11 protein-coding genes and 2 pseudogenes are annotated in these 12,614 nt (G+C 43.3%); 8 read left to right on the top strand and 5 right to left on the bottom strand.

Annotation, left to right across the window (positions count from 1 at the left end; all coding sequences use genetic code 11):
• Positions 1-227: 227 nt before the first annotated feature.
• From AB4209_RS10220 to AB4209_RS10245, 6 genes are all read left to right on the top strand, one after another.
• Positions 228-722: a YcxB family protein gene (locus tag AB4209_RS10220; RefSeq protein WP_017059097.1), complete on the top strand. Its 495-nt coding sequence runs from the start codon at positions 228-230 to the stop codon at positions 720-722.
• A gap of 79 nt (positions 723-801) precedes the next feature.
• A complete protein-coding gene (locus AB4209_RS10225; protein WP_029235480.1) occupies positions 802-1,527 on the top strand; it encodes a metallophosphoesterase in 726 nt (241 codons plus the stop codon).
• A gap of 443 nt (positions 1,528-1,970) precedes the next feature.
• Entirely contained in the window at positions 1,971-2,879 is a 909-nt protein-coding gene (locus AB4209_RS10230) for a LysR family transcriptional regulator (protein ID WP_102333226.1), read from the top strand.
• A 128-nt stretch (positions 2,880-3,007) separates the two neighbouring features.
• On the top strand, positions 3,008-4,177 hold the full coding sequence (locus AB4209_RS10235; RefSeq protein WP_372055757.1) for an MFS transporter: 1,170 nt from the start codon (positions 3,008-3,010) through the stop codon (positions 4,175-4,177).
• 249 nt (positions 4,178-4,426) lie between these two features.
• Positions 4,427-4,804, top strand: coding sequence for a hypothetical protein (locus AB4209_RS10240; protein WP_240798951.1), 378 nt, complete (start codon positions 4,427-4,429; stop codon positions 4,802-4,804).
• A 331-nt stretch (positions 4,805-5,135) separates the two neighbouring features.
• Positions 5,136-6,134: a GGDEF domain-containing protein gene (locus AB4209_RS10245; RefSeq protein ID WP_137001848.1), complete on the top strand. Its 999-nt coding sequence runs from the start codon at positions 5,136-5,138 to the stop codon at positions 6,132-6,134.
• Positions 6,135-6,290: 156 nt separating this feature from the next.
• On the opposite strand, the gene AB4209_RS10250 is transcribed toward AB4209_RS10245, so the two are convergent.
• Together AB4209_RS10250 and AB4209_RS10255 are read right to left on the bottom strand one after the other, a co-directional pair.
• Complete coding sequence (locus AB4209_RS10250; RefSeq protein ID WP_017059089.1) at positions 6,291-7,037, bottom strand: nuclear transport factor 2 family protein; 747 nt, start codon at positions 7,035-7,037, stop codon at positions 6,291-6,293.
• A gap of 200 nt (positions 7,038-7,237) precedes the next feature.
• Complete coding sequence (locus tag AB4209_RS10255; protein ID WP_017059088.1) at positions 7,238-7,738, bottom strand: nuclear transport factor 2 family protein; 501 nt, start codon at positions 7,736-7,738, stop codon at positions 7,238-7,240.
• Between the two features lie 164 nt (positions 7,739-7,902).
• On the opposite strand from AB4209_RS10255, the gene AB4209_RS10260 reads away from it, so the two are divergent.
• Entirely contained in the window at positions 7,903-8,787 is an 885-nt protein-coding gene (locus tag AB4209_RS10260; RefSeq protein WP_017059087.1) for a LysR family transcriptional regulator, read from the top strand.
• Here AB4209_RS10260 and AB4209_RS10265 read toward each other — a convergent pair.
• Both AB4209_RS10265 and AB4209_RS10270 read right to left on the bottom strand, forming a co-directional pair.
• Positions 8,784-9,599, bottom strand: a pseudogene (locus AB4209_RS10265) (DUF2955 domain-containing protein); the annotation flags it as partial. The gene AB4209_RS10260 and the pseudogene AB4209_RS10265 overlap by 4 nt on opposite strands.
• Positions 9,587-9,898 (bottom strand): annotated as a pseudogene (locus AB4209_RS10270) (biotin/lipoyl-binding protein); the annotation flags it as partial. The pseudogenes AB4209_RS10265 and AB4209_RS10270, both read right to left, overlap by 13 nt.
• Before the next feature lie 406 nt (positions 9,899-10,304).
• On the opposite strand from AB4209_RS10270, the gene AB4209_RS10275 reads away from it, so the two are divergent.
• Positions 10,305-10,547: a hypothetical protein gene (locus AB4209_RS10275; RefSeq protein ID WP_017068564.1), complete on the top strand. Its 243-nt coding sequence runs from the start codon at positions 10,305-10,307 to the stop codon at positions 10,545-10,547.
• 116 nt (positions 10,548-10,663) lie between these two features.
• Here the strand turns inward: AB4209_RS10275 and AB4209_RS10280 are convergent, their stop codons facing one another.
• Positions 10,664-12,475, bottom strand: a complete 1,812-nt coding sequence (locus tag AB4209_RS10280) for a PLP-dependent transferase (RefSeq protein WP_372055759.1) — start codon at positions 12,473-12,475, stop codon at positions 10,664-10,666.
• Positions 12,476-12,614 lie beyond the last annotated feature (139 nt).

Raw genomic sequence — 12,614 nt, forward strand, 5'->3', positions numbered from 1 at the left:
ATCCAATCAATAGCCACCAGCTGCTTGGGTTTTCTCTGCCAATCCGAGAGCATCAAGATATTGTACTAACAAGAGCAAACCTTGACGGTATTATTGATTTACAAAAGAGACATAAAACCGCTAAAGAAAAGTGCTGAGAAGCGATACAATGCTGGAGTTGCTAGATCGCAGCATGAAATACCAATTCAAAGAAAGCCCATTAACAAGAAGCATTAAAGTAGCCTCACATGTCTAAAGAACCCGGTTTCACTACAGAATACAAACTCGACAAGACGTTTTTCGCGGAGTGTTATGATCAAACTAGCCTTCCGACTCAATTTCCAAAAGCCTACTTAAAAGGAATACTGTTTCTTATTTTTGGTGTGGTTCTACTGGAATTTGAACTATTACCTAACGGCTATGTTGGCTGGTTCTTTATTGTTTTGAGTGTGATTGAAGCATTCAGTGTGTACTGCAAAAGAACCTGGTGGTTATGGCGACAAAAAATCAGCTCAGGCGCAGGCAGCAAAATCGTCTTTCAAGGTGACGCTAACGGAGTAAGTTACAAAAACCACAAAGCGACCAACACCATCGCATGGAGTGACATCGACCAACTTGAGCAGACCGATCTTGGTTTTATCCTGCATATCGGTAAACAGCGCCAATATGTGAGTAAATCTTGTTTAAACGATGAAGCTATTGCCTTCATGATTGAACACCACGCCGCATCAAAAGCGAAATAACACCAATAAATGCCTGCTGATTTAGCAGGCATTTTTCTATCACTTTTAATTCTACGTATCGAATTACCGGACAATAACAATGAATACCGTGTACCAAATCAGTGATTGCCACCTTTCCGATGAATCCAGCTATGAGAACCTGCGCAGAGCACTGGAATACGTCAACAAAGATACGGCATGCAAGACCATCTTTCTGACTGGTGATATTTGTTGTAACCCAAAGTCTGGCGACTACGTTCGATTAGAGGCATTCATTAGGCAACACATTAGCGACCAATCCATTTACGTGATTGCGGGTAATCATGATGACTCTCGCTTAATGCGCACAGAGCTAAAAGGCTCGACGATTTATGTCACCGACAAAGCCACCATCGGTGAACGAGAGTTTGTGTTCCTAGACTCAAGCTTCAAGCCGCTAGACAGCCGCCACCCACTTGGTTCAGGGCGTATTGATAACCGCGGCATGGCTCAGCTAAAACAACAATTGAGAAAGGCCAATGATCCTATCGTGGTTGTTCACCACCCTGTCATTCCAGTCGGTGCAGATTGGATGAAAGCGATCCGCCTAGAGAACGATACTGATGTGATGAAAGTGCTTCGAAAATATCGCGTTCGTGACGTGTTCTGCGGTCATGGCCATGATGAAATAACAGCGACACAGCAAGGCATAACTCAATATATGGCCCCGTCGACAGCCTATGGCTTTGACCACTCGATCAATGAATACAATCGCAGCGAGAAGATAGGATTAAGTCGAATCTCGTTCTGTACTGATTCCATCAACTACCAAGCTGTCTATTTTTGAACCCTATCTTACTGTCTTAAACCTCATAGATTAGCTTTCAAATAAACCAAACTATATAGAGCTATGCCAATAGAAGAGGCTTGCGGCGATTCAATTTATCAATCTGTGATTGAAGCCCACAACCCAACTTCCACAACGGGTCAACGTTCAGTAGAAGAAATTACCTGGTTAGCACTGATGACTGTAAAACAAATGCACGATTTAGTTCGGCGCAATCTCGAAAACGAAGAGCTCGAAAACTAAAAGTTTGAAAAAGAATTATCTAGAAAACAGAAAGCTTGAAAGCTGAATACGTAGGATTATCGCCCCACTCTCACAAGTGACCAGAGCCTTGCAAACGTTATTACCCTAAGGTTTGCTAGCAAGGTCTTTGTGATTGATAATAAAAGCAATATAGGCGCAAGTTAGCGCTTTTTTATCACCTAGGTTTATATTGAGGCTATATGGAAATCAAAGTACTAAAAAGCTTTGTGGCTGTCGCGACACATTGCAGTTTTTCAAAAGCTGCAAAAGAGTTAAATACCGTTCAACCTGCCATTAGCCGCCATATCACAAGCCTTGAACACGAACTTGGAGTGAGCCTATTTTTCCGTACATCTCGCGAAGTCGTCATTAGTGCCGCAGGGCAGCACTTACTTAAAGATGCGATTAGACTCATCGAACAAACGGAACAAGCAAAACAGTCCGCGATTCGAGCTTCTTCTGGTTGTATTGGTACTTTAACTATTGGTTATCTTGGAGGCGCAACTCTGAGCTTTTTGCCTCGTTTAGTTCGACAGTATATTGCTGAAAACCCCAATATTGATGTTGATCTTGTTGAGATGACGGCTTCTGAACAGATCGAAGCTCTGGACAAACGAGAGATCGATATTAGCTTCTCTCGCCCACTGCCGAACCTGCTTGTTGATGATTACACCTCGGTGACGATTTATACAGATAAGCTTGTTGCTGTTTTGCCCGTCACCCACGAGTTGGCTAAATACTCCACCATTCAAATGAAACAACTGCAGCAAGACCCTTTCATCTTATTTGAACGTGAACAAGCGGTAGGATTATTTGACTCCATCATTACTCAATGTGACCTATCTGGATTCTCTCCAAATATAAAAAAACAACCCAACAACATGCAAACCGTGTTAACCCAAGTCTCTTCTGGCTTAGGTGTATCTATCGCACCGCATGCAATTCGTGATTTACGCAGTGAGGGATGTGTATTTGTTAATCTTGAATCTGTGGACGTACAAATGCCATTAGTGATGACACACCATTCGCATACTCTATCCCCTACAGCCAGTGTCTTTGTTGCTGTCGTACAGAGTGAAATTGAGGCGATTCAACAAAACATGGCTTAGAAAGTTATCTATACCAGATTCGTATAGAATTTAAATCAAATGGTTATTTTTGTTATTCAATCGCTAACCTAAGACTTAGCTCATCGAAATCATTCATTAAAACGATGAACCAAAGTTAAGGTGTCACCATGTCAAAATTGACTACAGAAGTGTTGAGCACAGGACGTTTATTACTGATGTCGAGCGCAGTCTCGGCAACTGCTGCAAACCTTTATTATAACCAACCCATCTTACCTAAGATCGGCGCAGAGCTAGGGTTAACAAGCGAACAGCTTGGCGCAGTGCCAGCTGCCGGTCAGATTGGTTATGCCGTGGCATTGCTATTCTTATCGCCCTTAGGAGACACGTTACCCCGCAGACGCCTAATAGCGATCTTGTCTGTCATGTTGGTGTTGTCATCTTTTGTCGCGTTTACTGCATCTAGCTTAGTGGCTCTGGTTGTTGCGTGTTTTGCGATTGGTTTAAGTGCCAACATCACTCAGCAGCTGATTCCATTTGCAGCGTCACTAAGTACTCCAGAAACGAAAGGAAAAGTCATTGGCACATTAATGACAGGCCTAACTGTGGGCATCTTGCTTTCGCGTAAACTCAGTGGGTTCATCGGTGAGCAGTTTGGGTGGCGCGCGGTATTTATGATGTCAGCAATTATTGCGATGGTCTTTGGTGTGTTGCTGTATGCCTTTTTACCGACGAACACGCCGACAACGAAAATACCTTACCTTAAACTGGTTGCGAGCATGGCCACGTTAATCAAGCAGCATGCGACACTGCGTACTTCCGCTTTAACTGGCGCGCTTTGGTTTGCTTCGTTCAATGCGCTGTGGGCGACGTTAGCTCTGCATGTCAGTGAATCTCCGTTTAACTACAATGCACAACAGGCAGGAATGTTTGGTGTTATTGCACTTGCTGGGGTGATTGGAGCAAAAGTTTCAGGGTCACTGGTGAGCAAGTTTGGCTCTCGAAACATGATCAGCATGGCGTTAGTTATTATTACTGCTGGTTTTGTTATATCGGGTCTTTTCGCTGACACATTGACTGGATTGATCGTCGGTATCATTCTCATCGACCTTGGGGTATTTAGCGCTCAAGTATCGAACCAAGTACGCGTATTCTCAATTGACCCACAAGCTCAAAGTCGTATCAACGGTATTTATATGCTTGGCTACTATCTCGGTGGTGCGTTTGGTTCATTTGTGGGAATTCAGGCATTTGAACGTGCGGGTTGGACGGGTGTTGTGGGCTTTAGTGTTGCAGTCGTGGTATTGAGTTTTATTGCTAACCGTTCAAATAAGCAATAAGTCAACTCGTCTTAATTCTTGAACTTACCAATATACACAACGGATATTCACTCTGTATTTGATAGCAAATTTCCGACCAGTGATTTGCTATCTTTAAACATCTAATAAGGCAGTAGTAACTCTACTCTCTCAAGTTTTGAATATCATGATTCTCAAACAAGCTTTCCCGCCTAGAGCGCTGTTATGCCTTTGCGAGATGATCTTGGTCTATTCTTATCATTTAGACGACTGAGTTCCGAGGCTTTGAGTATGAATAAACTGTTTTTAATCTTATTGGTTTTTCTTTTGTCCGGATGCGGAACAAGTGATAGTGCTTTGATTGAGAGTGGTCACAACACCTCTTACATACAAGGTTTTCATGACGGTAGGCATAGCGGCATGCAAGAAAGCGGCAATAGCTTCGAAAACTACATAAAAGATGGAAAGCGTTTTGAATCAGACAGTGACTACAAGCAAGGCTGGATCGCGGGTGAGTCTGAGGGGAAAAAGCTACAAGCAGAAGCAACAGCGATCGGTAAAGGTGCCGCTGCTAGTTATCCTCAAAAATCGACAACGACGGATTTAGATGAAGTAGCAAAAGACACCTTAAAAGGCGTCGATACATCGGGCTTAGAGAATTTAAAATAAAGGTATAACAAAGCTAAGGTTAGGCTCCTGAATAACTCGCACCTTGCCCTACGCTTACAAATGCACCTGAGCAAAAATTGATCTGCATCAGTATGTAGTTTAATAATGATTAACTACTAAACATTCATAATACAAATTGCGCAATACTGAATTGAGAGAGTTCATTTTTACGTTGTTGGTGATTTCATGGATGTACACACCTTAGCTATATATACCTCTTTGTTAGCAGCTACGGTTGCGAGTGCTATGTTGTTAACGCATAAATATATACTCGCAGGCACCACGTTAGGGGTAAATTATATTGCTTATGCTGCTTGGCTGTTAGGAGCCAGTGTTACCCCCGCTTTCGTTCGGCGTTACTCAATCTTCAGAATCCACTGTTTTTCTTTCCAATGGTGCATACGCAACGGCTTTTGGTTTGTTACTCGTCAGTATAACCGTGTTACGCGGAGCAAGTCGATCTTTTCTCGTAATATCAATCATCATTAGCTCCCTTGGCATTAGCTTCTTCCTTTATAGCGCCCTAATTGCGCCTTCTGTAACTTCTAGGATCGAGGCTCGAAGTATTCTCGTTGTGACGATATGTATCTTAGCCCTCTGTGCAAACTATTCAGGGGAAAAGCACGATAACAGAGAAGCAAAGTGTCTGTTGAATCTGACCCTGTTTATCAACATTCTCTATATGGCAATTAGGGGCGTACTTGCTCATACCAAAGGAACGAATTCGAACTATTACCTGATATCAGATATTCATAAATTGTCTTTCGTTATCATGACAATCACAATTGTTAGCCTCGCATTTTCAGTGTTTTGGATCTTAACTGATCGTTTGTTTAAGCAGACCTATCGTTCATCGATCACTGATGAACAAACCGGCCTTTATAACCGTAGAGGCCTAGCAGAACTGATACCCAAGCTTGTTCAACCAGGCCGAGAGAGTGACATTTCTGTACTGATTGCCGACCTAGATCACTTCAAAAAAATTAATGATACCTATGGTCATGACAAGGGAGATGATGTGATTAAGTACTTTGGTCAAATTCTTGAAGATACATGCCGCACAAGCGATTTCTGTTTTCGCTATGGTGGAGAAGAGTTTGTTGTCATGCTACCTAGAGCGAATAAAGTTCAAGCAATGCAGATAGCTGAAAGAATAAGAAACCACGCAAAACACAACTCCAATCAAGAGCTCTCTTCTGGCACGTATACTGTCAGCATTGGAGTGACTCAAGCCCTCATAAACGATGACTGGAATTCATTAATTAAAAGAGCGGATAACGCCCTCTACGACGCAAAATCTCAAGGGCGCGATTGCATTGTTGAGCGTTAAGGCGAGTTGTAAAACAGTGTAAATACTCTTCCATCACAAAACATGTTGGCTAAGATTCAAGAGGTTAAACACACACAACCAGTAAGGTTAGCAAAGATGCGCTTTTTCGGTTTGTTTTAGCGATAGCATTATTGGCGTAACTCCCTTAAAGCGACTCTAGAACTTCCCGCCATTTACCCATTCTGCTTTTGGTGGCACGGGCTCTTGGTTTACCCATATCTCTTTAATTTGACCTCCCTCAACTCGGAATAGATCAAAACGCGCAACCTCGAGACCATTATCAATAACTCGGCTGTAAGCTGCTACGAAGTTACCTTGACCGACAATCTTGAACACTTGGTCATAGCCACCAATATAGCTATCTAAAGGGCTCACATCTGAGGCTTGATAAACGGCTAGCTCTTCGTGCTGGAGATACTTTGATAGCTTGTCTTTCTGCCCTAGTACCATGACATCACATAAAAAATCACGGATAAGGTTCTTATTCTCCTCTGTTTTATCTAAGTCAGTATGATTGATTGGCCCTTGCAGTCGACCTTCCCCTTCCGTCGGTTGAGCTTCGAAGGCAGAAATCACATCCCAATGTTCAATAATTTTATCGTCATTATCGGTATCGAATAGATCCGTAGTCACCCACTTATATTCGCCATTATTAATATCTTGGAATGCTTGAACAAACACGAATTGGCCATCTACGATTGAGCGTATGATCTTTATGTCTCTAACAGGGCAGCGTTTTAAGAACGGTTCGAAGAACTCAACAAAACCATCAATACCGTTGCGAACCCCAGTGCTATGTTGAGTATAACGTTGACCGGTGTACTTCGTTACCGCCTCTAATGCATGACCATCTCGGATACCTTCCATATACAGATTAGTCGCATTCGCTAGCTTATTGCTCATAGATAGTTTCTCCAAACTTAATAGTGCCAAAGTACGTTATTTGGCTCGTACACTGAAACTCAGAACTAGATTGTCTCAGGTGTCCTTTTAACTGTCGGATTGTTAAATAATAGGCTCTTCGCGTCGCTATTCAAAACCAAGTTAAGCTCGATATACGTCTACAGCATATCGAGCCTTTACAACCTAATTGGTCACTGTGGTTACTGTTTGGCGTGATAAGCTTTAGATACTGCGTAGCTATCCTCAAACCAGTTCCAACTCTTCACTTTGCCATCTTCAACCTGAACTCGAACCGCCCAGCTGAATTTACCCGTGTCTACACCAGATTCATTCGCAATGGCACTCATGCTGCCCATGAATACTGCTTGGTCGCCGTTTACAAAACTATAGTCTGTTGACCAGCTTGTGACTTTCAAACCTGCGCCAAATAGAGGAAAGAAAGTGTTGAGCACTTTTTCTTTTGACTCCCAGTTACCGATCCAAGGGATGTCGGCGTCACCTTCGTTGTGCCAGACAAAATCATCGGCCATTAATGACTCGAGTTTTGCCATATCACCTGAGCCTGCCGCCCATAAGAATGCTTGAGCCGTTTCTAGTGTCTTTGCTGAATCGACTGCTTTTGTTTCATCTGCAAGGGCTGGAGTGAATTGAAAGAAAGCCAGAAGACTCGCTAGACCGATAAGTAGATTTTTCTTTAACATTTTCTTTCTCCTGATTGTCAATTTTGAAGCTCAATGCGTGGGAGATTAAAAGTGCCATCAGTGCATGCTTTGAACTTCAGTTCTGTTTGTTGCCTTGTTGAGATAACTATAGCTGTGCTAAATTTTTGGTAAACTCACTAATTGAACACGTTGGATATGCGCAAATGCACAACATAAGATGGGATGACCTGCAATATGTTCTAACAGTGGCGAATGAAGGATCCCTGTCGGCCGCGGCAAGAGCACTTGGTGTAAACCACAGCACCGTTTTACGTCGTATTGACACCTTTGAGTATCGTCACAAATTACGAATTTTCCATAAACTTCCTACCGGATACAAACTAACGGTTGAAGGGCAAAAGCTTCTGGAGTCAGCTCTCGCTATCGAATCCACAGTAAGAGAATTGGAGCACAAGGTTTTTGGACAGGAATTGAAGCTAGAAGGTACGCTAAGAATAACGACGACCGATGCGTTATCTCGCCTCATTCTGGGTACTCATTTGGCTGCTTTTCATCGGCTTTATCCAAAAATTCAGTTAGAACTCAGCCTCACATCTCGTCAATTGGATATTTCACACCTAGATGCAGATATCGCGATTCGCCCGGCAAATGAGTTGCCAGCCCATTTAGTTGGGACCAAGTTAAGTAAAATTGCCTTTGGTGTTTACGGATCGCCAGAATATATAAATGGCCTTAAGAGTAAGCACCCCTTAAAGTCTGCATCTTGGTTAATGATGCATAGAGGCAGTGCTTCGCTACAGGTTTCTGAACTGATTTCGGAAGACAAAATTGTCATGAAAGCCGACTCTTTTGAGCCCCTGATCATCGCGGCTGAAAATCAGATGGGGTTAGCCTACTTACCCTGCTTTTTAGGTAACAGTAAGGGAACTCTGCAAAGAGTAGATATGGAAGTGATGCACCAAAATACAGACCTATGGATGATGACTCATAAAGATTTAGAAGATTCAGCCAAAGTAAAAGCATTTTTTAATTTTATGAAAGGCGCAATCAAATCAGACCATAATCGGTTGGCCGGATTTGATTATTAGCGAACGAGTGCCGGCTCTTCACCATTAGGCTTACGAACAAAATGACACAAAGCCCACAGCACAAACAAAGTCACAGTCAGCTCCCAAGCGCGTAGGAAGGTACTTTCCAACCCTAAATTGCTACTGGTCATGTACAACTGAATCGGCAGCATAGTCGCCAATAACGCATCGGCATGAATGTCTCTGGCTGAACCTTTCGCTTTGGCCATTGATGCGGTGATCATAAAGGCAAATAAACCCAACACTATGGTGTAGTAACCGAATGTAGATTGATGCCCTGCCATCAACAAGGTGAACACCACGGCGAATGCACAGCCGCCCACTTGAGTTTGAAAACGGCGGTCAACCACGTCGATAAAGCTTTTGTGTGTGGTTTGGGTTGCAGCAGCAATCACTGGCACCATGCAGAACGTTGCAGAGATAATGTCGACAATCATCAAGAATGCCAAACCAAGACTAATCAACGCGAGTGAAATTGCTCTGCTCTCAAATGTGACAGGCAGTTCTTTAAATACAGGAGGCTTGTTTCCTTGCTCAACAGGGAACAGAGCCACCATGGTTTTTGCTACTACCATGGTAATCAACATGGATACCAAAATTTCATGAATACGCATCGGCATATCCATGGTGGTATGCTGAGCAAACACCACAATCAAAATCCAGTTGAAGGTTGGCATCAACATTTTACCTTTCTTCGCTGGCGTAGTGGCTCGACGACGCATAAAGTCGAAGAAGAACAGGCTGATGGTCCACACCACAAACGGATGCTGTGAAAATACCTCAGTCACCACCAACGCTGTACTTGCTGCCATTTTGCTGAATCAGAGTCACGCGCTTGATGCAGTTCGGCTTTCGCTTGTGCCACTTTCAATTGGTAGCTACTGGCATCGATAGCAAATAATGGCTGACCTTTTTCAACCAACTCGCCATTACTAACCATGACGTCGGTAATTACGCGGGACACTTCTGGCGCAATGGTCGCTACGTTACGATACAAAGTCGCTTGAGTGGTGAAGGGGGAAACATTATCTGAGGTGACTAAAAAAGCGGAGAACAATGCTGCCGCTGAAAAAACAGTGTAAATCGCGTATCTATAAAAGTTTTCGTTCATGCTTGTACCTAGTTTTCATTCGTTATAAAGCGCCGCGCTCACGGCTTATTCGATTCTCTTTTCTACGAAAACTAGGTTATAACCATTCACAAATGGAAAACAGAGCCAATAAAATAAGTGAGGATTCCACATTTGGAAAGGTTGATGATTTGTACCGATTTCGCTCAATGGTTGAACGAAAAGGTCAGATAAGGGTGTATTGAAACGTTCGTATTCAGTTCCTCCCCTTTCCTTCCCAGCGTTCAATAAGAGATTGAAGAAGTAAGACCACCCGACTTCATTCCATTGGATTGCTTAATTTTCGCTAGCTTCTTATGGTTAAAATGCCTATTGTACAAACCATAAAATTATAAAGACTCGCGGCCTTTGCCACAGAGACTCTCCATTTAAAGCGAAAAGACTTACTATGAATTTTGATATCAATGCACTGAAACACCACCAACTGGTCGAAGATGGTCAATTAGAAGGGTGTTACATTCATCAGCCTGTGCAAGGCAGTCAACCAGATGACAAAGCCGTTTTAGAAGAGCGTCAAGCGCTAGAAAGCCGAGGATATAAGGTGGTTCAGGTTAAAGCGAAAGGCGGAACAACTACGTTTGCCGAAGCTATGCAAGAGCTTGCGAAAAAGACAGGCCACCAGCCAAAATAGTAAGTGACTTGGTAAACCAATATGATCATCGAGAAAGCACCCTACCGACTATTGAGTCAGCTGGGTGCTTTTTTATTGACGGCCTTTAACTGACTAATCTTGTTAACTGACCTAAGTTACTGACTCAGCTCACTGAACTTCGGCAAGCTTTTCACAAACCTCTGGTGTACATCCATATAAGTTTGCATATAGATTTCATCGATATTGTCACTACTCGGGAAGCTGGATGAGAAATCTACGTGGTTGCGGTCGATAGACAATTTAGCGGCCTCGACAATATGAGCGATGAACATTCTCGGATCTTCCAAGCCGATAGAGATACGCATTGTGGTCGGTTTGATGCCTGTTTCATTAAGCGCTTCATCACTGAGTTCTGAATGCGTAGTCAGGGCTGGGCACAGCGCCACGGTGTTGGTTTGCCCTAAGCTCACTTGCATGCCGATTGCTGGCTCAAGCATGTCGAAGAACTGTTTGAATCCATCTCGATTGATTGGCGCACGATCGCCGTTACCTTCCATATCGATTGTGAAAAGCGCCGCTGGCAAACCCAAGTACATGTTGTTCTGGCAGTGTTCATAGTTGTCACTGTCTGGCAAAGCAGGACACGATACATTGATGTCTGGGTGAGCATCAAAGATCTTCGCGAGAGTCAGTGTATTAATCGTTTTTTGCACCACTCGCATCTCATACGTTTTCATACCATTGAGCACTTCAAACGCTTTATCTGCATCTAGGAATGCACCCTTAATGTAGTACACATTCCAAAACAGCGTTTCGTTCCATAGGATTTTGGCCTCATCACCGTTGGGCTTGGTGAAAGTGACCTCCTCTCCTTTTGGCACAAACATAGTCTCATTGCGACCAATCACAACCCCAGCAGTTGTGGTGCCAGAACCCGCCAGTTCTTTGGTGTATGAGTGAATCACATAATCTGGTCTTTCCATCACATCGTCACGTTTTAGTACTGGGTGCAACAATGGTGTACCCACTGTTGAGTCAACAATCACATCCCAACCACGAGAGTGACCAGCTTTACTGATGCTAGCAACATCCAACACGTATCCATGCGGGTTACACGGTGACTCTAGGTAAACGTAGATTTTCTTACCTGCAGCGATGCGATCTGCGTATTTATCAGCAACCTCATCAAGGCGCGTCGCAAACTCATCACCGGAATAACCATCCACCCACTCTACCGCGACATTCAGATTAGAAGGCTTTCCAAACCAATCTTCCAACAGCTGGTAAGAACCACCGTAGATATTGCGTGAAGCCAAAACAATGTCTTCATGCCCGAGCAAGTGGCTCAACAACCCATCAATAGCCGCCATACCCGAGTTAAAGTTCCATGCGAGGTATTCGTTGGCTCTAGAGCCTGCCTCGATATCAACCATATGGTTAGCCAGTGAAATCGATGTAGGGTTAAGCAGTCGGGAATATATATCGTGCAACGGCTCTTTACCGTTAAACGCATCTTCAATCCATTCTGTACACGCAAACAAATAGGTCGCGGTACGAGTAATCACAGGGCTTGCAGAAAATATAGCAGCGACATTATCGAAAATTGGATACGCACCTTTAGACGCAAAATTACCATTATTGGTGGCAATAGACTGGTAAGTGGCGCGCATTGGGTTTTGCAGATTATCGAGGATCTTAGCGATCTGGAATGACAAAAAACGTTTGGCGTTAAACCAGGCGATTCGGTCACTCTTGTCGAGTTCTGAAAGTCCATCAACCGTCAATGCCCAAAGATCGTGTGTCTTGGTATTGGCTTGGTACAGTGTCGTCGCCAGTTCAATCAGCGTGATGCCGTAATCGCTATTTGGGTCGATACCAAAATGCTTTGCTTGCTCAACGGCAAGAGCTTCTGCTTGTTCGTGTTTGGTGGTTTTACGCAGCGGGCTAAGTTGAGTTGAAGTATTCATAATTCCTAAGTCATTCCATGCTTGTTGTTCCTTCTTTAATTTTAGTTTTGGGCAGATGTTAAAAATTGCTATTTGCGAAGTAAGACATACACTTTGAGCAATAATATTGCCAAACTAAATTCAATATTGATGGATTATG

It is taken from the genome of Vibrio sp. 10N.286.48.C11 (assembly GCF_041469805.1).
Taxonomy (GTDB): Bacteria; Pseudomonadota; Gammaproteobacteria; order Enterobacterales; family Vibrionaceae; genus Vibrio; species Vibrio crassostreae_C.

Excerpts from the sequence above, each read along its gene's own strand:
- AB4209_RS10255 (WP_017059088.1), bottom strand. The coding sequence starts at position 7,738 with ATGTTAAAGAAAAATCTACTTATCGGTCTAGCGAGTCTTCTGGCTTTC.
- AB4209_RS10230 (WP_102333226.1), top strand. The coding sequence starts at position 1,971 with ATGGAAATCAAAGTACTAAAAAGCTTTGTGGCTGTCGCGACACATTGC.
- AB4209_RS10260 (WP_017059087.1), top strand. The coding sequence starts at position 7,903 with ATGCACAACATAAGATGGGATGACCTGCAATATGTTCTAACAGTGGCG.
- AB4209_RS10250 (WP_017059089.1), bottom strand. The coding sequence starts at position 7,037 with ATGAGCAATAAGCTAGCGAATGCGACTAATCTGTATATGGAAGGTATC.
- AB4209_RS10225 (WP_029235480.1), top strand. The coding sequence starts at position 802 with ATGAATACCGTGTACCAAATCAGTGATTGCCACCTTTCCGATGAATCC.
- AB4209_RS10220 (WP_017059097.1), top strand. The coding sequence starts at position 228 with ATGTCTAAAGAACCCGGTTTCACTACAGAATACAAACTCGACAAGACG.
- AB4209_RS10235 (WP_372055757.1), top strand. The coding sequence starts at position 3,008 with ATGTCAAAATTGACTACAGAAGTGTTGAGCACAGGACGTTTATTACTG.
- AB4209_RS10275 (WP_017068564.1), top strand. The coding sequence starts at position 10,305 with ATGAATTTTGATATCAATGCACTGAAACACCACCAACTGGTCGAAGAT.
- AB4209_RS10280 (WP_372055759.1), bottom strand. The coding sequence starts at position 12,475 with ATGAATACTTCAACTCAACTTAGCCCGCTGCGTAAAACCACCAAACAC.
- AB4209_RS10240 (WP_240798951.1), top strand. The coding sequence starts at position 4,427 with ATGAATAAACTGTTTTTAATCTTATTGGTTTTTCTTTTGTCCGGATGC.